Source organism: Streptomyces sp. NPDC004647 (genome assembly GCF_040609575.1).
GTDB lineage: Bacteria > Actinomycetota > Actinomycetes > Streptomycetales > Streptomycetaceae > Streptomyces.
The window spans coordinates 60,380-78,645 of sequence record NZ_JBEXKU010000013.1; the positions used below are offsets into that span (position 1 = coordinate 60,380).

The 18,266-nt window shown below is 69.5% G+C and carries 16 protein-coding genes and 1 pseudogene; 9 read left to right on the top strand and 8 right to left on the bottom strand.

All coding sequences use genetic code 11. The features are described 5' to 3' along the window. From ABZW18_RS08275 to ABZW18_RS08300, 6 genes and pseudogenes are all read left to right on the top strand, one after another. Nucleotides 1-753 (top strand): GntR family transcriptional regulator, encoded by a 753-nt coding sequence (locus ABZW18_RS08275; RefSeq protein ID WP_356183845.1) that lies wholly within the window; start codon nucleotides 1-3, stop codon nucleotides 751-753. Nucleotides 754-988: 235 nt separating this feature from the next. Further along, nucleotides 989-1,228 (top strand): annotated as a pseudogene (locus ABZW18_RS08280) (hypothetical protein); the annotation flags it as partial. Nucleotides 1,229-1,551: 323 nt separating this feature from the next. After that, nucleotides 1,552-1,737 carry an SPOR domain-containing protein gene (locus ABZW18_RS08285; RefSeq protein WP_356183969.1) on the top strand — a complete coding sequence of 62 codons (186 nt, stop codon included), beginning with the start codon at nucleotides 1,552-1,554 and terminating at the stop codon, nucleotides 1,735-1,737. A gap of 180 nt (nucleotides 1,738-1,917) precedes the next feature. After that, nucleotides 1,918-2,319, top strand: a complete 402-nt coding sequence (locus ABZW18_RS08290) for a (deoxy)nucleoside triphosphate pyrophosphohydrolase (RefSeq protein WP_356183972.1) — start codon at nucleotides 1,918-1,920, stop codon at nucleotides 2,317-2,319. Nucleotides 2,320-2,424: 105 nt separating this feature from the next. Beyond that, nucleotides 2,425-2,895 carry an ATP-binding protein gene (locus tag ABZW18_RS08295; RefSeq protein ID WP_356183848.1) on the top strand — a complete coding sequence of 157 codons (471 nt, stop codon included), beginning with the start codon at nucleotides 2,425-2,427 and terminating at the stop codon, nucleotides 2,893-2,895. Between the two features lie 218 nt (nucleotides 2,896-3,113). Then, nucleotides 3,114-5,669, top strand: coding sequence for a SpoIIE family protein phosphatase (locus tag ABZW18_RS08300; protein ID WP_356183975.1), 2,556 nt, complete (start codon nucleotides 3,114-3,116; stop codon nucleotides 5,667-5,669). A gap of 440 nt (nucleotides 5,670-6,109) precedes the next feature. Here the strand turns inward: ABZW18_RS08300 and ABZW18_RS08305 are convergent, their stop codons facing one another. From ABZW18_RS08305 to ABZW18_RS08320, 4 genes are all read right to left on the bottom strand, one after another. Next, the gene (locus tag ABZW18_RS08305) at nucleotides 6,110-6,880 is read right to left on the bottom strand and encodes a succinate dehydrogenase/fumarate reductase iron-sulfur subunit (RefSeq protein WP_356183851.1); all 771 of its coding nucleotides are present in this window, start codon (nucleotides 6,878-6,880) and stop codon (nucleotides 6,110-6,112) included. Next, complete coding sequence (locus ABZW18_RS08310; protein ID WP_356183852.1) at nucleotides 6,877-8,823, bottom strand: fumarate reductase/succinate dehydrogenase flavoprotein subunit; 1,947 nt, start codon at nucleotides 8,821-8,823, stop codon at nucleotides 6,877-6,879. Before ABZW18_RS08310 ends, ABZW18_RS08305 begins: the two co-directional genes overlap by 4 nt. A gap of 34 nt (nucleotides 8,824-8,857) precedes the next feature. Next, nucleotides 8,858-9,700 carry a hypothetical protein gene (locus tag ABZW18_RS08315; protein ID WP_356183855.1) on the bottom strand — a complete coding sequence of 281 codons (843 nt, stop codon included), beginning with the start codon at nucleotides 9,698-9,700 and terminating at the stop codon, nucleotides 8,858-8,860. Between the two features lie 157 nt (nucleotides 9,701-9,857). Next, a complete protein-coding gene (locus tag ABZW18_RS08320; protein ID WP_356183857.1) occupies nucleotides 9,858-10,154 on the bottom strand; it encodes a hypothetical protein in 297 nt (98 codons plus the stop codon). A 316-nt stretch (nucleotides 10,155-10,470) separates the two neighbouring features. Here ABZW18_RS08320 and ABZW18_RS08325 point away from each other — a divergent pair, with 316 nt between their 5' ends. Together ABZW18_RS08325 and typA are read left to right on the top strand one after the other, a co-directional pair. Then, nucleotides 10,471-12,525 carry an ABC transporter family substrate-binding protein gene (locus ABZW18_RS08325; protein ID WP_356183859.1) on the top strand — a complete coding sequence of 685 codons (2,055 nt, stop codon included), beginning with the start codon at nucleotides 10,471-10,473 and terminating at the stop codon, nucleotides 12,523-12,525. A gap of 283 nt (nucleotides 12,526-12,808) precedes the next feature. Beyond that, on the top strand, nucleotides 12,809-14,680 hold the full coding sequence (gene typA, locus ABZW18_RS08330) for a translational GTPase TypA (protein ID WP_356183862.1): 1,872 nt from the start codon (nucleotides 12,809-12,811) through the stop codon (nucleotides 14,678-14,680). Nucleotides 14,681-14,869: 189 nt separating this feature from the next. Here the strand turns inward: typA and ABZW18_RS08335 are convergent, their stop codons facing one another. Genes ABZW18_RS08335 through ABZW18_RS08345 form a run of 3 tightly spaced genes read right to left on the bottom strand, consistent with a single transcriptional unit; the run spans nucleotide 14,870 to nucleotide 16,103 of the window. Further along, nucleotides 14,870-15,079, bottom strand: coding sequence for a DUF397 domain-containing protein (locus ABZW18_RS08335; protein ID WP_356183864.1), 210 nt, complete (start codon nucleotides 15,077-15,079; stop codon nucleotides 14,870-14,872). Continuing rightward, on the bottom strand, nucleotides 15,076-15,282 hold the full coding sequence (locus ABZW18_RS08340; RefSeq protein ID WP_356183867.1) for a DUF397 domain-containing protein: 207 nt from the start codon (nucleotides 15,280-15,282) through the stop codon (nucleotides 15,076-15,078). The genes ABZW18_RS08335 and ABZW18_RS08340 overlap by 4 nt, the downstream gene beginning before the upstream one ends. Then, complete coding sequence (locus ABZW18_RS08345; protein WP_356183869.1) at nucleotides 15,279-16,103, bottom strand: helix-turn-helix transcriptional regulator; 825 nt, start codon at nucleotides 16,101-16,103, stop codon at nucleotides 15,279-15,281. Before ABZW18_RS08345 ends, ABZW18_RS08340 begins: the two co-directional genes overlap by 4 nt. Nucleotides 16,104-16,215: 112 nt before the next feature. Between ABZW18_RS08345 and ABZW18_RS08350 the strand changes: the two genes are divergently transcribed. Continuing rightward, complete coding sequence (locus tag ABZW18_RS08350; protein ID WP_356183872.1) at nucleotides 16,216-16,626, top strand: ATP-binding protein; 411 nt, start codon at nucleotides 16,216-16,218, stop codon at nucleotides 16,624-16,626. Nucleotides 16,627-16,939: 313 nt separating this feature from the next. Here ABZW18_RS08350 and ABZW18_RS08355 read toward each other — a convergent pair whose 3' ends face one another. Continuing rightward, nucleotides 16,940-17,932, bottom strand: coding sequence for a diacylglycerol kinase family protein (locus ABZW18_RS08355; protein ID WP_356183875.1), 993 nt, complete (start codon nucleotides 17,930-17,932; stop codon nucleotides 16,940-16,942). Nucleotides 17,933-18,266 lie beyond the last annotated feature (334 nt).

Here is an 18,266-nt window from a genome sequence, read left to right on the forward strand (position 1 = left end):
GTGCCTTTCGGTGAGCAGCCTGCGTACCTCCGGGTCGCCGGCGACCTGCGGCAGAAGATCGTCGACGGCTCGCTGCCGCCGCACACCAGGCTCCCCTCCCAGGCCCGCATCCGTCAGGAGTACGGCGTCTCCGACACCGTGGCGCTGGAGGCGCGCAAGGTGCTGATGGCCGAGGGCCTGGTCGAGGGCCGCTCCGGCTCCGGGACGTACGTCCGGCCGCAGCTCGTACCGCGCCGTATCGCCCGCACCGGCTACCGCGCGGCGGGCGACTCCAGCCCCTTCCGCCAGGAGCAGGCCGACGAGCGGGTCAACGGCACCTGGGAGTCCGGCAGTGAGCAGGAGGAGGCGACCGAGGAGGTCGCGGCGCGGCTGGAGATCGAACCGGGGGACCGGGTGATGCGTACCCGCTACCTCTACCGGGCGGAGGGCGAGCCGGTGATGCTGGCCACCTCCTGGGAGCCGCTGGCCGTCACCGGCCGTTCGCCCGTCATGCTGCCCGAGGAAGGGCCGCTGGCCGGGCACGGAGTCGTCGAGCGGATGGCCGCCATCGACGTGATTGTGGACAACGTGCTGGAGGAGATCGGCGCGCGGCCGGGGCTGGCGGAGGAGATCCTCGCCCTGGGCGGAGTGCCGGGGCATGCGGTGCTGGTGGTCGCCCGTACGTTCTTCGCCTCGGGGCGGCCGGTGGAGACGGCTGACGTGGTCGTCCCGGCCGACCGCTTCCGGATCTCCTACCACCTGCCGGTGAAGTGACCGATGGGCGGACAGTGCGGTCCGCCTGCTGTGACCGGGAGTCAGCCACAGGTCAGCTGACTCAACTGGGCGGCAATCGCCTCTTGCGAACACCTGACACCTGCGTTTCCTGCTTCCCCGTCCGTACCCGCAACACCGCTTCGTCGGAAGCGGGGGCGCCGGACCACAGGAAGGCAGCGATGACGGATACCGCGACACCCGTGGAGGCACCCGACGGCGCCCCCATGCCCGGGGCGCGTCCGGCTCCTTCGGCGGTACGGAAGGGGTGGGCTCGGGCTTCTCCTGGATCCGCTTCAGACTCGGTACCGGGATTTCGCTGTCGCCGATCGCTCAAATCGGTGAGCAGGCCGACTGCTTGCGCTTCACGTCTCCCAAAGCGGAGGCGAACAGACGGCGTTGAAATCGGGCCGTACTCGCCGCGGGGCCCGGCTGGGTGGTCATCGGGGCCGCCGAACAACTCGGCGGTGCGTCCCTCGCCCCGTACGAACCCGGTCGTGGGTTCAGTCGAGGGCCGCGGGGAGCTCCGAGGGCGAGGCCGTGGGCATCACCGCCGTACCTCGTGCCCCCGCATCCCTGTGATTCCGTACGTCGGTGAAGGCCCGCCTTGCCCGGATCGGCGAGGCGGGCCTTCGCTAGTCCAAGTTCGAACGTGTGGCCGGATGCGTACCTCTTCGTGAAAACGTGTATCCGGTGAGTGAAGGTCGGGCGTAGGGTCGGGCATATGCGGATTGCGGTTTCCTTAAGGACCGGGAGGGCGCTGTGCGTCCGGGCGCACACGACGACGCGAGGGGCGGAGCGGTGACCGACAGCGGCCCTCTCCTGCCATGGCTGGTCATACGCCAGGACGACAACGGCAATCGCTATCGCGTGGGGCGCTATGCCACCCGGTCGGAGGCCGAGCGAGTCGCCGACCGGCTCGACGCGAACGCTCCCGGACAGGTCTATACGGTCGAGAGGGCGGGACGCAGGACGTCGTCGGCGTAGCCGCTCCCGTTCTGCTCGGGTCGGCACCGACGCTCGCGCGCAGCGGCACCCGAGAGCGCGCCACCCAGAGAGCGCGGCTTCCCGACCGTGGGTCGGCCCTCGCGGATCCGCCAGGGCGGACCCACACTGCCGGGACCCCCGCGCCGTAAGGTTTGCCGCGTGACCGAAGACGAGACGTGCATCGTGGTCGGCGCGGCGCTCATGGACCGGGGCCGGCTGTTGGCCGCGCGCCGCAGCGCCCCACCCGCCCTCGCCGGACGCTGGGAGCTGCCGGGCGGCAAGCTGGAACCCGGCGAGACGCCGGAGGAAGGCCTCGTACGCGAGCTGCGCGAGGAGCTGGGCGTCGAGGCGGAACCGCTCGCACGGATTCCGGGGGAGTGGCCGCTCGCACCTGGTTACGTGCTCCGGGTCTGGACGGCCCGCCTGGTGGCGGGCGAACCGCAGCCGTTGGAGGACCACGACGAACTGCGTTGGCTCACGCCGGACCGGTTGGACGAGGTCGAATGGCTCGACCAGGACCGCCCCGCGGTCGAGGAAGCGGCACGGCGACTGGCGGCGGACTACGGGCGGGCGCCGGGATGATCACATGGGCTTTTCGTGCCACAGTGTGTCAAATGTGGCGATAGCAGGCTCCGGATAGCGGGTATGTCCCCAGTAGCCATCCCGAAAACCCCCCGATACCGGACAGTGGGGTCTGCCATCGGTCTGGAAGTGGTCGGCGTGAGCGACACCGCAGGGGCCTCCGAGTCCGTACCGCCTGCCCTCTGCGACCCGTCGGACGACCGCTGCGCCGAGTGGAGCTTCCCGGCCGAGCCGGATTCCGTACGCACCGCCCGGTCCGTCGTCCGCTCGACCCTCAATGAGTGGGGCCTGAACGCTGTTGGCGACGTGACCGTATTGCTGGTCAGTGAACTCGTCACGAACGCGCTGCGTTATGCGAGCGGCCCCATCGGCGTCAGCATCCGGCGCCTCCGGAACGACGCACTGCTCGTCGAGGTGTCCGATCCGCTGCCGGATCCGCCGCTGGCGAGGGACGCGGAGCCCGATGACGAAGGGGGGCGCGGTCTGCAACTGGTGGCCCATACTTCACGGCGCTGGGGCACGAGGCAGGGAACTACGGGCAAGACGGTGTGGTTCGAGCTCGCCCTGCCTGGTTAGGAGAAGGGGGGTAGCGCTGATCACGGCGCGGGCCGATGTTGAAATGATCTCCGCGGAGATACTTGAAACCGTGCTGTGATCGTGAGGGCCGTGTTCCGGATGGCTGTGGTGCTGGATACTGGCGCAGGCCGGTCCGGGCAAGGTGAGCTGGAGGGGACGGGCGCGTGAGCGACATACCAGCGGGGGCGGAGACGCCCGACGAGACAGTGACTGCTCCGATGTGGCAGAGCAGCCCGCCCGGGTCGATCTATGACTACATCCGGGTTGCGTCCTTCTCGCTGGGACCGGAAGGCCGTATCGATCAGTGGAGTGAGCGGGCCGCGGAACTGCTGGGCATCCCGGCGGCCGCCGCCATCGGCAAGGACCCCATCGAGGCCTTCGTCCCCGACGAGCTGCGGGACCTCGGGCACCGCAAGATCTCCGAGATCCTGGACGGCCGCGAGTGGATCGGCCTCGTGCCCTTCCGGGCCATCGAGGGCGCCGAACCGCACGGCCTCGCCGAGGTCTACGTCATGCCCACCGCCGCGGACGGCGGCGGCCGGGGCGCGCTCTGTATCGTCGTGGACGTCCGCGCCCTGCGCCAGATCGAGACCGACCTCGCGGCCTCGCAGGCGGTTTTCGGTCAATCTCCCATGGGCTTCCTGCTCTTCGGCACCGACCTCAAGATCCTCCGGGCCAACGAACGCTTCGCCGCTGTCTTCGGCGGCACCGCCGAATCCCACCGGGGCCGGAGCCCGGTCGACTACCTTCCGCGCGGCGAGGCCGAGCGGCTGAATGCCGCGCTCCGTCAAGTCCTGGAGACAGGAAGCCCGGTGACGGAGCTTCAACTCGTCGGCACCGCACCCGGCGACGGGGAGCGCCGCCGCTGGTCGGTCAACCTCTTCCGGCTGCACAGCGGCAGCGGACGGCCGATCGGCGTCGCCGGGCTCGGCACCGACATCACCCGGCGGCGCAATGCCGAGCGCGAGGCCGCCAGCGCCCGCCGCAACCTCGCCCTCCTCAACGCCGCGGGCGCGCGGATAGGCAACTCCCTCGACCTCGAGACCACCGCCCGCGAACTCCTCGATGTGGCCGTACCGCAGTTCTGCGACCTGGCCTCAGTCGACCTCTACCAAGGGCTGCTCTCCGGCGACGAGGCACCGCCAGGGCTGGCCGACGGCAGCGCGGAACTGCGCCGGGTCGCTTTCGCCAGCGCCGTGTCCGACGCCCCGACCGCCCTCACCGCCCGCGGTGCCTCCGAAAGCGGAGATCTCGGCGCCGTCGAGGTCGGCGCGGTGCACCGCTACCCGTTCAACTCACTGTGCGCCGGGGCCCTGCGCACCGCCCACCCCAAGGTCATCCCCGGCCAGGACAGCGACGACGCCCCGGAGTTGGGCGCGGTCGTGCAGTCCACGCTCGCCGTGCCGATGGTCGCCCACGACACCGTCGTCGGGCTGGCCCAGTTCTCCCGTACGAAGGGCAGCGAGCCCTTCGGCGAGCGCGACACCGCCCTCGCCCTCGAACTCGCCTCGCGTGCCGCCGTCTGCATAGACAACGCCCGCCTCTACCGAAGAGAGCACGAGCGCGCGCTGATACTCCAGCGCAGCCTGCTGCCCCCGGGCGACCCCGAGGCCGCCGGTCTCGACATCGCCTGCCGCTATCTTCCGGGCAACACCGCCACCGAGGTCGGCGGTGACTGGTTCGACGTCATCCAGCTGCCCGGACACCGTACGGCGCTGGTCGTCGGCGATGTGATGGGCCGCGGACTGCGGGCGGCGGTCGCGATGGGCGAACTGCGCACCGCCGTCAGAACGTTGGCGCTGCTCGACCTGGAGCCTGCCGAAGTGCTCTCCGCCCTGGACGAGATCGCCCGCGGACTGGCGGCGCCCGCCGGGTCGCACGGCGGCGCGCAGCCCGCGTCGCGCACCGGGCCCCGTAACGGACGGGCCGCCGACCCGGCCTCCGACCTCTCCGAGGTCTACCTCGCCACCTGCGTGTACGCGGTCTACGACCCGGTCACCCGGCGCTGTACGTTCGCCAACGCCGGGCATCTGCCGCCCGTACTCGTCGAGCCCGGCGAGTCCGCCATGATGCTCGAGGTCCCCACCGGAATGCCGCTGGGCGTGGGCGGCGAGCCGTTCGAGGAGACCGAGGTCGATCTCCCGGACGGCGCACTTCTCGCCCTCTACACCGACGGCCTCGTCGAATCCCGTGACCACCCGCTGGACGAGGGCCTCGAGGCCTTCCGTACCGCCCTCACGGACCCGTCCCGCCCGCTCGAGGACGTCTGCGACCACGTCCTGAACACCCTCGACACCCACCATGGCGAGGACGACATCGCGCTGCTGATGGCCCGGGTGCAGGGCCTGCCCGCCGACTCGGTCGGCGACTGGGCGCTGGCCCCCGAGCCGCGGTCCGTCGCGCGAGCCCGCGAGCAGGCGCGCGGACAGCTGGTCGAGTGGGGCCTCGATTCCCTGGTGGACACCACCGAGCTGCTGGTCAGCGAACTGGTCACCAACGCCCTGCGGTACGGCGAGGGCGAGATCCGGCTACGGCTGCTGCTGGACAGAAATCTGGTCTGCGAGGTCTGGGACGGCGGCCTGGTCCAGCCCCGCCGCCGGCGCGCCCGGGACACCGACGAGGGCGGGCGCGGTCTGCAGCTGGTCGGGCTGCTCAGCGCGGGGTGGGGCAGCCGCCGTACCCCGCGAGGCAAGACGGTCTGGTTTGAACTCGCCCTGCCGAACGGCGGAACTCTGGCCGCGGACCCGGTGGAGGCGCTGCTCAGTCTGTACTGAGCCACCCCGCCCGTCGGACATGCCACAGCCGGCCTCTTCGCGGGTGAGGCCGGCTGTGTTCAACGGGGCAGCGGGCCGAGCGGGTTGTGGCCCGCTCCGGCAAGCAGCCCGCTCAGATGCTGAAGCGTTCCCCGGCGAGCAGCGGGCGGACGCGGGAGGCGAACCGCCTGTGCGGAAGGGGCGTTGGAGCAGCCCGGGACGCAGCTGCTGGGCGAGTGCGGCGGCGCTCGTGCCCTGGTCGAGAGCGAGCATGTGATCGCTGACCCGCTCGGCGACGTCGTACACCGTGGGGGCGATCACTCGACCGACTACCGCTTCTGCCGCAGTGCCGCGCAGCCGATGATGCGCCTGTCAGCGCATTCACACCAAGTCACCGCCGGAAGCGGCCGGGCAAGCAGACGGTGGCCGGCCCGGCCGCGGGCGACGGGTGGACCGGCCGCTCAGTCCGAACGGCGCCGGATCTTGTCGCCGAGCCAGACCAGCGGATCGTACTTACGGTCGGCTGCCCGCTCCTTCAGCGGGATCAGCGCATTGTCGGTGATCTTGATCTGCTCCGGGCAGACCTCGGTGCAGCACTTGGTGATGTTGCAGTAGCCCAGGCCGTGGTCGTCCTGCGCCGCCCGCTTGCGGTCAAGGCCCGTCTCGGCGGCCGCGTCCAGCGGGTGCATGTCCAGCTCCGCGATGCGCATCAGGAAGCGAGGCCCGGCGAAGGCCGTCTTGTTCTCCTCGTGGTCGCGCACCACATGGCAGGTGTCCTGGCACAGGAAGCACTCGATGCACTTGCGGAACTCCTGCGACCGTCCCACGTCCTCCTGCTGCATCCGGTACTCACCCGGCGCGACGCCCGGAGGCGGTACGAAGGAGGGAACCTCGCGTGCCTTCGCGTAGTTGAAGGACACATCGGTCACCAGGTCCCGTACGACCGGGAAGGCCCGCATCGGCGTGACGGTGATGGTCTCGTTGCGATCGAAGATCGACATCCGGGTCATACACGTCAGCCGCGGCCGCCCGTTGACCTCCGCACTGCACGAACCGCACTTGCCCGCCTTGCAGTTCCACCGGACGGCCAGGTCGGGTGCCTGCGTCGCCTGGAGCCGGTGGATGATGTCGAGCACCACCTCGCCGTCGTTGACCTCGACCTTGAAGTCCTCCAGGCCGCCGCCGTTCGCGTCGCCCCGCCACACCTTGAAGTGCGCCTCGTACGCCGTCACTGGGTCAGCTCCTCGTCCGTCAGGTACTTCACCAGCTCTTCCTTCTCGAACAGGCCCAGAAGATCCGCGCGGATCGGCGGCACGTCGCGCCGCTCCAGCCGGATCTGGCCGCGTTCGGGGTCGGTGGCCGCCAGCTCGCCCGTGGGGTCGGCGAGGGAACAGACCAGATTGATCCGCCGCCAGTCGCGGTCCATCTGCGGATGGTCGTCACGGGTGTGGCCGCCGCGGCTCTCCGTACGCTCCAGGGCCGCGCGCGCCACGCACTCGCTGACCAGCAGCATGTTCCGCAGATCGATCGCCAGGTGCCAGCCGGGGTTGAACTGGCGGTGGCCCTCGACCCCGGCGCGCCTCGCCCGCTGCCGCAGCGAAGCCAGCCGGTGCAGCGCCTCGGTCATCTCCGGCTCCCGCCGGATGATGCCGACGAGGTCGTTCATCGTCTGCTGGAGCTCCTGGTGGAGGGTGTACGGGTTCTCCGCCGGGCGGGCGTCCGGGTGCTCCGGGTCCGGGCTCTCCGCGCTGAACGGGCGAAGCGCCTCCGCCTCCGCGGAGTCGATGTCCAGGGCGTCCGGTACGGGCCGGGTGTCCGCCGGGAGCCCGGCCGCGTACTGCGCCGCGTGCAGCCCGGCCCGCCGTCCGAAAACCAGCAGGTCGGACAGCGAATTGCCGCCGAGCCGGTTCGAGCCGTGCATACCGCCCGCGACCTCGCCCGCCGCGAAGAGGCCGGGCACGCCCACCGCGGCGGCCGTGTCCGGGTCGACCGCGACGCCGCCCATCACGTAGTGGCAGGTCGGGCCGACCTCCATCGGCTCGGCGGTGATGTCGACATCCGCGAGCTCCTTGAACTGGTGGTGCATGGAGGGCAGCCGCCGCTTGATGACCTCGGCGGGCATCCGCGTCGACACATCGAGGAACACCCCGCCGTGCGGGGAGCCGCGGCCCGCCTTCACCTCGGAGTTGATGGCGCGGGCCACCTCGTCGCGGGGCAGCAGCTCGGGCGGCCGGCGGTTGTTGTCCGGGTCCTCGTACCAGCGGTCGCCCTCGTCCTCGGACTGCGCGTACTTCTCCTTGAAGACGTCCGGGATGTAGTCGAACATGAACCGCTTGCCGTCGCTGTTGCGCAGCACCCCGCCGTCGCCGCGGACGGACTCGGTGACGAGGATGCCCTTCACCGAGGGCGGCCAGACCATCCCGGTCGGGTGGAACTGCACGAACTCCATGTTGATCAGCGGCGCCCCGGCGAGCAGCGCGAGCGCGTGCCCGTCCCCGGTGTACTCCCAGGAGTTCGACGTCACCTTGAAGGACTTGCCGATGCCGCCGGTCGCGATCACCACCGCGGGGGCCTCGATGACGAAGAACCGTCCGGATTCGCGCTCGTAGCCGAAGACTCCGGCGACCTTTCCGTCGGCCTTGAGCACCCGCGTGATCGTGCACTCCTGGAAGACCTTCAGCCGGGCCTCGTGGTCGCCGAATTCGCGCTCGTCCTCCTGCTGGAGCGAGACGATCTTCTGCTGGAGGGTGCGGATCAGCTCCAGGCCCGTACGGTCTCCGACGTGCGCCAGCCGGGGGTACTCATGGCCGCCGAAGTTGCGCTGCGAGATCCTCCCGTCGGCCGTACGGTCGAACAGCGCGCCCCAGGTCTCCAACTCCCAGACCCGGTCGGGTGCTTCGCGTGCGTGCAGCTCCGCCATCCGCCACTGGTTGAGGAACTTGCCGCCGCGCATGGTGTCGCGGAAGTGGACCTGCCAGTTGTCGCCTTCGTTGACATTGCCCATGCTGGCCGCGATACCGCCCTCGGCCATGACCGTATGGGCCTTGCCGAAGAGCGACTTGCAGATGACGGCGGTGCGCAGGCCCTGCTCTCGGGCCTCGATGGCGGCGCGCAGGCCGGCGCCCCCCGCGCCGACCACGACCACGTCCCACGACTGCCGGTCGACTTGGGTCATTGTGTGTGTATCCCTCTCAAGCGTTGCGTCAGCGTCAGAACAGCCGCGGGTCGTCGAAAGCGCCGGTCGCGAGCAGATAGACGTAGAAGTCGGCGACCGCGACGCTGATCAGCGAGGCCCAGGCCAGGAGCGCGTGCCGCTCGTTGAGCTTTCCGACCCAGCCCCACAGCCGGTAGCGCACCGGGTGCTTCGAGAAGTGCTTGAGGCGGCCGCCGACGATATGCCGGCAGGAGTGGCAGGACACGGTGTACGCCCAGATCAGCACGATGTTGATCAGGAGGACCAGCGTCCCGAGGCCCATGTGGCCCCACTCGTACTCGCTGTTCCGGAAGGCGAGCGCGGTGTCGTACGTCAGGATCCCGGCCACCAGCAGCGCCGCGTAGAAGAAGTAGCGGTGGATGTTCTGCAGGATCAGCGGGAAACGGGTCTCGCCCGTGTATTTCTTGTGCGGCTCGGCGACGGCGCAGGCCGGGGGTGATGCCCAGAAGCCCCGGTAATACGCCTTCCGGTAGTAGTAGCAGGTCAGCCGGAAGCCGAGCGGGAAGATCAGGATCAGCAGCGCGGGGGAGAGGCCCCACCAGCTGCCGAAGATCTCCCAGTTGGGCCCGCCCCTCATCGTTTCGCAGTTCTCGGCCAGACACGGCGAGTAGAACGGCGAAACGTACGGGGCGGAGTAGTAGTCGGTGTTCGCGAAGGCGCGCCAGGTCGAGTAGACGATGAAGGCGAGCAGTCCGGCCGCGGTGAGGGCTGGCGAAAACCACCAGCGGTCGGTCCGCAGATGTCCGACGGGAATGGCGGCGCGCGTGGCGGACTGGACTCCGCCACGCGCGTCACTGGAATCGTCGGTGCCCGGTCGGGGTTCGGTGCCAGTGGCCAAAGGAGGACTCCGTGGTGGAGTGGTGGGGGACGGTGGAAGCGATGCGGTGGTGCGGGGCCTCGGGGTCCGGGGCTCGTACGGCGTGTGGCCCGTAGCGCTCCGGCTCCCGCGTGCCCTTCCAGGGCTTCTGGGGGTCTGGGCTCAGGGGGTCTGGGGCTCAGGGTGCGTGCCGGTCGCGGGCGCCGAGACCTTCGTCCTCGGCATCCGTCCACAGGGCGCTGTCGTACGGCGCGTCCGGAATCGTGACCAGCTCGGGGCGGCGGGATCCCGCGGACGTCCGTTCCTGTGCCGTGGTCTCACGCAGCAGGGCGAGGCTCTCGCGCAGATGATCCGCGTCGTGGCGCACCCGGCGGATCTCCAGCTCACCACCGACCTGCAGCTCCAGCCGCGCCAGGGAGCGGGTCAGCTCGTCGAGGGAGCGCTGTGCGGCTGTCAGATCGTCCGATACGGACATTGCTTGCCCTCTCTTCCGCATGGGCCCCTCCTCCCCTCATGGGGTGAGGAGGGAGAGTGACATCGCTGATGCGCCTGAGAGTGTCGCGCGTCACATCTTATCTTGGCTAGGGATCTACCACGATTGGCCCCCTTCGTGTGGGCTCTTTCGAGCCGAGTGACCCCTGGCCCCTCATATCTGCCGCCGTACGGGTGGCAAACCGCGGTTTCGCGTCGTGTCGGCGCGTCGGAGTGGAATCTCTCGATTTCAGTGGCCCAGCAATAGATGTGATGAGCGGTATAAGCGGCTAAACGTGTTCAGGCCGGAGGTTTCACTCATGTCCATCGACGGCGTCAGAGGCGGGGCGGCATTCCGTAAGCGCCGCTGCACCGCGCTCCTCGTGGCAGGCGTGCTTCTTCCCTTGCCTTTCATGGCCGGATGCAGCAGCCCCGGGGGTGAGGCCCCGGTCGCGGCCGTACCGCAGGACATCGCAGCCGCCGCGCGCAGCCAGGTGCGGAACGGCGGCACGGTGCGCTGGGCGATCGACTCGATGCCGGCGACCCTCAACACCTTCCAGTCCGACGCCGACGGTGCCACCGACCGCATCGCGGGCGCCGTACTGCCCGCGCTGTTCACCCTCGACGAGCGGGCCCGGCCGCGGCGTAACCCGGACTACCTCGACGCCGCCGAAGTGACGGAGCGCGAGCCTCGGCAGGTCGTGCGCTACAAGCTCAAGTCCACCGCCACCTGGAGTGACGGGCGGAAGATCGGCACCGAGGACTTCGTGGCGCAGTGGAAGGCGCTCAGCGGCAAGGACCGCGCCTACTGGACGGCGCGCAACGCCGGGTACGACCGGATCGAGAAGATCGAACAGGGCGGGAACGCGCAGGAGGTCGACGTCACCTTCGCCAAGCCGTACACGGACTGGCGTTCGCTGTTCACCCCGCTGTACCCCAAGGGCGTCATGGGCAGTGCTGATGCCTTCAACGACGGAGCCCGCAAAACCCTCCAGGCCACGGCGGGACCCTTCGCGCTGAAGAGTCTCGACGGCGCCAAGGACAAGGGCCGGGCGACCCTCGTACGGAATCCGGGGTGGTGGGGGGCCAAGCCCAAGATCGACACGTTGGTCTTCGAGGCCGTCCCGCGTGACCGGCGGACGGCGGCGATCGCCGCGGGCGAGCTGGACGTCGCCGATGTCAGCCGGGCGACCGCCGAGAAGATCCAGGAGGCGGCGAAGCCGACGGCCGGGCAGAAGAAGGCCGGGGAGGAAGAGGTGGCGGCCGGCGCCGAGCCGCTCTCCGGCGCCCGGTACGCCGCCCACACCGGTCCGGCCGAGGCGCTCAGGTCCTGGGCCAGGGCGCACGGTACGCGGCAGGAGCGCGCGGCCGAGCAGGCGCGCCGGACCGAGGCGGCACAGCAGGACGCACTCCGCGCCTACACCGTCCGCAAATCCCTGGAGCCGGCCTACACACAGCTCGCCCTGAACGGCGCGTCCGGACCGCTCGCCGATGAGCGGGTACGGCGGGCCGTCGCCCGGGCGATCGACAGGAAGGCCATCGCCAAGTCGGTGCTCCAGCCGCTCGCACTGCCCTCGAAGCCGTTGGGCAGCCATCTGATGGTGGCGGGGCAGCAGGGCTACCAGGACAACAGCGAGGCGCTGGGTGACCAGGACACCGCCGCCGCGCAGGCCCTGCTCTCGGCCGCGGGCTGGCACGAGGGCGGGGGGTCGGTGATGCCGAAGGCGGGCGCCAAGGTGGACCCGCAGAGCGAAAAGGACGAGAAGAAGGACGAGAAGAAGGACGAGAAGAAGGCAGAGGCCGGGAAGGGCGGCAGCAAGGCCAGGCCCGATGACGTCCATGTCCTTCACAAGGACGGCAAGTCCCTGACCCTCCGCTTCGTCCTGCCGACCGGTTCCGACAGCGAATCGCTCCGTACGGTCGGTGAGAGCATCTCCCGGATGCTGGCACCCATCGGCATTCGCACCGAGATCACCAAGGTTGCCGACGACAGCTACTTCAAGGACCACATCGCCGCAGGCGACTTCGACCTCGCGCTCTGGTCCTGGCCCGCCAGCGCCTATCCGGCCACCGACGCGCGCCCGATCTTCGCCAAGCCCCAGCCCGCGGCCGACGGCTCCCTGCTGGTCGAACAGAACTACACCCGGGTCGGCACCGACCACATCGACCAGCTCTTCGACCAGGCCGTCTCCGAGCTGGATGCCGGTGCCTCCCGTGCCCTCGTACGGCGCGCGGACGCCCGGATCTGGGCCGCGGCCGGTTCGATCCCGCTCTACCAGCGGCCGCAGCTGATGGCGGCGAAGTCGAACCTGGCGAACGTGGGAGCGTTCGGTTTCGCGACCCCGCGCTACCAGGACATCGGCTTCCGTAAGTAAACGGCGTACGCAGCCCGGCGTAAGGCGTAAGCAGCCCCGGGGCCGGCGGCGAGGAGGAAGGGGTCTGCCGGGCGGTGTGATGTGAGCCACCGAAGCCCGGCGGCCCCGCTGCTCAGACGCTTCCCGCGGGACGGCCGGGGGCCCTGCCCCGCCGGGCTGGGGAGGCCGTGCTCGACCGGGCCCCGTACCATGGGGTAAAAGGCCGCGGCTTGTCATGCCCGGCGGGCGCGTGTACGGCACCGTATGCGACGTCATCCACGATTCCGGGAGAAGCGCCGCCAGTATGCCCACGCGCCACGACATTCGTAACGTCGCCATCGTCGCCCACGTCGACCACGGCAAGACCACGCTGGTCGACGCCATGCTCAAGCAGGCCGGTGCCTTCGCCGCCCACGCCGCCGAGCACCTCGACGAACGCATGATGGACTCGAACGACCTGGAGCGTGAGAAGGGCATCACGATCCTGGCGAAGAACACCGCGGTCAAGTACCACCCCAAGGACGGGGGCGACGTGGTGACGATCAACATCATCGACACCCCCGGCCACGCCGACTTCGGCGGCGAGGTCGAGCGCGGCCTGTCGATGGTGGACGCGGTGGTCCTGCTGGTCGACGCCTCCGAAGGCCCGCTGCCGCAGACCCGCTTCGTGCTCCGCAAGGCCCTCACCGCCCGCCTGCCGGTCATTCTCTGCATCAACAAGACCGACCGCTCGGACTCCCGGATCGACGAGGTCGTCAACGAGACGTACGACCTCTTCCTGGACCTGGACGCGGACGAGGAGCAGATCGAGTTCCCGATCGTCTACGCCTGCGCCCGTGACGGCATCGCCTCGCTCACCAAGCCGGAGGACGGCACCGTCCCGGCGGACAGCGACAGCCTGGAGCCGTTCTTCTCCACGCTGCTGTCCACCGTCCCGGCCCCGCAGTACGACGATGCGGCCCCCCTGCAGGCGCACGTCACCAACCTGGACGCCGACAACTTCCTCGGCCGTATCGCCCTGTGCCGTGTCGAGCAGGGCGAGCTCAAGAAGGGCCAGACCGTCGCGTGGATCAAGCGTGACGGCACGGTCTCCAACGTCCGCATCACCGAGCTGATGATGACCGAGGCGCTCACCCGCAAGCCCGCCGAGAAGGCCGGCCCCGGTGACATCTGCGCCATCGCCGGCATCCCGGACATCATGATCGGCGAGACGCTCGCCGACCCCGAGAACCCGATCGCCCTCCCGCTGATCACCGTCGACGAGCCGGCGATCTCGATGACCATCGGTACGAACAACTCGCCGCTGGTCGGCAAGGGCGGCAAGGGCCACAAGGTCACCGCCCGGCTGGTCAAGGACCGCCTCGACCGCGAGCTGATCGGTAACGTCTCGCTGCGCGTCCTGCCCACCGAGCGCCCCGACACCTGGGAGGTCCAGGGCCGTGGCGAGCTCGCGCTGGCCATCCTGGTGGAGACCATGCGCCGGGAGGGCTTCGAGCTGACCGTCGGCAAGCCCGAGGTGGTCACCAAGCAGATCGACGGGAAGCTGCACGAGCCGATCGAGCGGCTGACCATCGACTCCCCGGAGGAGCACCTCGGCGCCATCACCCAGGTGATGGCGGCGCGCAAGGGCCGGATGGAGACCATGACCAACCACGGGTCCGGCTGGATCCGTATGGAGTGGATCGTTCCGTCCCGCGGCCTCATCGGCTTCCGTACGGAGTTCCTCACCCAGACCCGCGGCACCGGCATCGCGCACTCCATCTTCGAGGGCCACGAGCCGTGGTTCGGCGAGCTGCGCACCCGTAACAACGGCTCGCTGGTGGCGGACCGGTCCGGTTCCGTGACTCCGTTCGCGATGATCAACCTCCAGGAGCGCGGCGTCATCTTCGTCGAGCCGGGCACCGAGGTGTACGAGGGCATGATCGTCGGTGAGAACTCGCGCTCCGACGACATGGACGTGAACATCACCAAGGAGAAGAAGCTCACCAACATGCGCGCCGCGTCGGCGGACACCACCGAGAACGTGGTGCCCCCGCGCAAGCTCTCCCTGGAGCAGTCGCTGGAGTTCTGCCGCGACGACGAGTGCATCGAGGTGACGCCGGAGACGGTGCGCATCCGTAAGGTCGTCCTGGACCAGAAGGAGCGCGGCCGCGCGGCCTCGCGCGCGAAGCGGTGACGCTGCGCTGAGCTCAGGCCGTACGTACGCTTGACGCATCGCTTCATGCTTCCGGCCCGGCACCCCTTGAGTGGGGTGCCGGGCCGGAAGTCGTTCTGGGCAGGGGCCCATTGCAGAGCCCGTGCGCGCGACTGCCCGGCCCGCTCTTCACGTGAGCTGCCGGGCAGTCGGGATGTCGTCGTACGTGAGTCAGCCGATACCGTCCGCGAAGCGGACGAAGTCTGCCCAGGCGTCTGGAGTGAGGGTGAGTACGGGTCCGTCGGGGTCTTTGGAGTCGCGTACGTGGACGGCGCTGGCGTCGGCGGCGACTTCGATGCAGTTGCCGCCCTCGTCGCCGCTGTAGCTGGACTTGGACCAGGCGAGGTCGTCCGAGTGGCGCGGGCTGGCTGCGTTGCTCATGACCCTGCTGCCAGGCGGACGAAGTCTGCCCAGGCGTCTGGAGTGAGGGTGAGTACGGGTCCGCCGGGGTTCTTCGAGTCCCGGACGTGGACGGTGCCGGTGCCGACGGCGACTTCGATGCACGCGCCGCCCTCGTCGCCGCTGTAGCTGGACTTGAACCAGGTGAGGCCGTCGGAGTGGCGCGGGCTGGCTGCGCTGTTCATGACCCTCCTGCCAGGTCGTCCAGAAGGCCCATGCTCTCCTCTGGAGTGAGGGCCTGCGAGCGCAGCATCCCATACTTCTGCTGAAGCACACTCACCTCGTCTGGATCGTCGACGAGGAAACTGACTCGCTGCCCCTCAAGGTAAGCCAGTTGATCGTGCTCCGGTGTTTCCAGCAGCACCATGGGCCCGTTGAGCCCAGCATGCTTCCTCCGGTCGGTCGGCATGATCTGTAGCCCCAGAAAGGGGAGTTCGGCGCATTGCCGCAGATGCCGGATCTGCCCGTGCAGCACCTCATGCCCGCCGATGGGCCGGTGCAGGATCACTTCCTCCAGCAGAAAGTTCATCATCGGCGGCCAAGGCCTGCGGTCCAGGAGCTTCTGCCGGTCGAGCCGCGCAGAGACCCGCTCCTCCGACTCCTCCGAGCTGATCGGCGGGTAGAGGCAGGAGAACACTGCGCGGGCGTACTCCTCGGTCTGAAGAAGGCCCGGGACAACATGGTTCTCGTACCAAAGCAAGGTCAGCGCACCCTGCTCGTAGTCGACGAAATCCTGGGCGAAGGCTGGGAATCGTTCCCGCTCGGGGACCTTGGCCACGGCCACCGCGAGCGCGCCCTTGGTACCGAGCAGCACATCGAGCTGCTCGGCGAGGTCGGGCTTGAGTGCGCGGCGGCCCTGCTCGATCGAGCCGATCGTGTCCTCGTGCACGCACAATCGCTCGGCCAGTTCAGGCTGGGTGATGCGGGCTGCTTTGCGGAAATGGCTGACCTGGGCACCGATCACGTGCCATGAGCCGTTCTTCTTGGGCTTCTTCGCCGGGTGCATGGGTTCTCCGTTCCCGCCCTGTGCCGTACGCGAGCTGGTCCGACGTCGTACGACGCGTCCGTACGACCTGACTCACTGGCCCAGCGTAGTGACGCACTGTGACAGTCGTCACATGAACGAGGACATCCAACTCCCCTGTTTCCGCGAGGCGTTCTTCCGACGGGAGCGCCGCTCGGTCGCTGCGGCCAGGGAGTTCACGGAGCGGGCGCTCTTCGACTGGCGTCTGACGGGCCGCAGGGACGACGTACTGCTGTGCGTGAGCGAGCTCGCGACCAACGCCCTGGTGCATGGCGTTCCGCCGGGGCGCGGCTACCGGATGCAGCTGCACCTGGGCTGTGGTGGCCTCCTGCACGTGGAGGTGCACGACAGTGGGCCCGGGCTGTTGCACGTACGGGAGGTGACGGCCGGCTCGGAGGACGAGGGGGGTCGGGGTTTGCTGCTGGTGTCGGCTCTGGCCGACAAGTGGGGCGTCACCGACCGCAACCCCGGCAAGATCGTCTGGTGCGAGTTGTCGCTGAACTGAGCAAGTCGCCCGCCGGGCACGGCGAACCGCGTCCCGGTGAGGCGCGACGCCCTGCAAGAAACGGGAAAGACACCGACCAGGCCCGACCAACGGCCCTTGTCACACCATCGGGCACGGCAGTGAGTGTCAGGGATTCACTCATGAAGTTCCTCCGTAGGTGGGATTTGGGATCCACTCCCCGTTCCCATTCCATTGACGGCCGGAGGTGGGCACATCGATTCATTGCTGCGCAGCGCCTGGCCTGCCAGGGTCGTGCGCTGCGTGCACACGTAGTGACCGATGAAGTCCGCGCTCTGTCCGGTTCCGGCTTCGGTCAGCCGGTATGACGGCCGTGAACAGCTCGCCCGACAGCTGAGACCACCCGCCGGATGGTGACCCGGCCCGGCGGCGGCCCGGCGGGCGCGGCGCCCGGCCGATGGCGGGGAACCCGTACCCGTAGCGTCCGGGGACTGATCCGGCACCGCACGGGAGTCGGCAGGGTTACGGCTTCACCGTCCAGCCCGACGGGGACGACCGGGACGTCGGCATCGACGACGACCTCGTCAGAGGTGGCCAGGTTGGTCAGGCCGTGCGTCTGCCCACTTCGCAGCCGGGCGGCCGTCTCGGCGGGCGTCTCCGCCCTGGCGGCAAGGACTCCCAGGAGCCCGGAGTCCAGTTGCGCACGCCTGCCGAGCCCGGCCGGGTCATCGACCCGGTAGGGGTTGTTGCTCACCAGCACGGCATCAGGACGGTCCACAGTGAGCAGCCCGGCCCGTACTACCAGCTCCGGACCCTCGTGGCGGGCCAGGAAATCCGGGAGGATCCGCACTATCGTCCCGATCTTGTCCTCCCGATAGGCCGGGTCCTGCACCAGGGCGGCATACGCACCGAACGACACGTTGTTGACGAACACCCAATCGCCTGCGAACCCGAGATCCACGCGCAGTTCGACGCCGTCCGTGAGGGCCTCCAGCGCGGCCGAAGGGTCCTCACGGTCCAGGCCGAGGTCCATCGCGAAGTGGTTGCGGGTACCGGCCGGAACGACCACGAAAGGAAGACCGCTCTCCGCAGCCACCCCGGCGACAAGTGCCTGTGTACCGTCTCCGCCGGCCACCCCGAGCAGATCCGCACCGTCATCCACCGCGCGTCGGGCGACAGCCGCGAGGTCCTGGGGCCGGGAAGGATCGAGCAGGAGAACCTCAGCGCCCAAAGCACGGGCGCTTTCCGCGATCCGGAACCGGCTCGCCTTCCCTCCTCCCGAACGAGGATTCACGATCAGGTACGGCCGCCGCGCAGCGGCCACCGGTCGGGACGCGTTCTCGGTCATGGCAACAGCCAACGGTCCGCGTACATCAGCCCTGCGCACGGCACAGGCACCGGCAGAGCTGCCGTCACCACGCCCGCTGCTGCTGACTGCTCCGTCCACCACCGGCCCGGTCCAGCGATCGCACCGCCGGCCACCGCCTCCATCATGAATATTTCCTCCGACAGCCACGGCCTACGGCACCAGCTTGCGGCTCAGCCTGGGCGTACGCAATTTCCCGGTTGGGCCAGGGCCGGCGGGCGTCGGCACGGGCCTGGGCGGCGTGGAATCGTTCCGAAGCGAGGCCGCTGCTATCGGCCGTCAGGGCGAAACCGAGGCACCGCGACCGCGGTGGCCG

What these genes read in the sequence shown, in the direction of transcription:
- ABZW18_RS08300 (WP_356183975.1), top strand. Translation starts at nt 3,114, where the DNA reads ATGTGGCAGAGCAGCCCGCCCGGGTCGATCTATGACTACATCCGGGTT.
- ABZW18_RS08310 (WP_356183852.1), bottom strand. Translation starts at nt 8,823, where the DNA reads ATGACCCAAGTCGACCGGCAGTCGTGGGACGTGGTCGTGGTCGGCGCG.
- ABZW18_RS08320 (WP_356183857.1), bottom strand. Translation starts at nt 10,154, where the DNA reads ATGTCCGTATCGGACGATCTGACAGCCGCACAGCGCTCCCTCGACGAG.
- ABZW18_RS08325 (WP_356183859.1), top strand. Translation starts at nt 10,471, where the DNA reads ATGTCCATCGACGGCGTCAGAGGCGGGGCGGCATTCCGTAAGCGCCGC.
- typA (WP_356183862.1), top strand. Translation starts at nt 12,809, where the DNA reads ATGCCCACGCGCCACGACATTCGTAACGTCGCCATCGTCGCCCACGTC.
- ABZW18_RS08335 (WP_356183864.1), bottom strand. Translation starts at nt 15,079, where the DNA reads ATGAGCAACGCAGCCAGCCCGCGCCACTCGGACGACCTCGCCTGGTCC.
- ABZW18_RS08340 (WP_356183867.1), bottom strand. Translation starts at nt 15,282, where the DNA reads ATGAACAGCGCAGCCAGCCCGCGCCACTCCGACGGCCTCACCTGGTTC.
- ABZW18_RS08345 (WP_356183869.1), bottom strand. Translation starts at nt 16,103, where the DNA reads ATGCACCCGGCGAAGAAGCCCAAGAAGAACGGCTCATGGCACGTGATC.
- ABZW18_RS08350 (WP_356183872.1), top strand. Translation starts at nt 16,216, where the DNA reads ATGAACGAGGACATCCAACTCCCCTGTTTCCGCGAGGCGTTCTTCCGA.
- ABZW18_RS08355 (WP_356183875.1), bottom strand. Translation starts at nt 17,932, where the DNA reads ATGACCGAGAACGCGTCCCGACCGGTGGCCGCTGCGCGGCGGCCGTAC.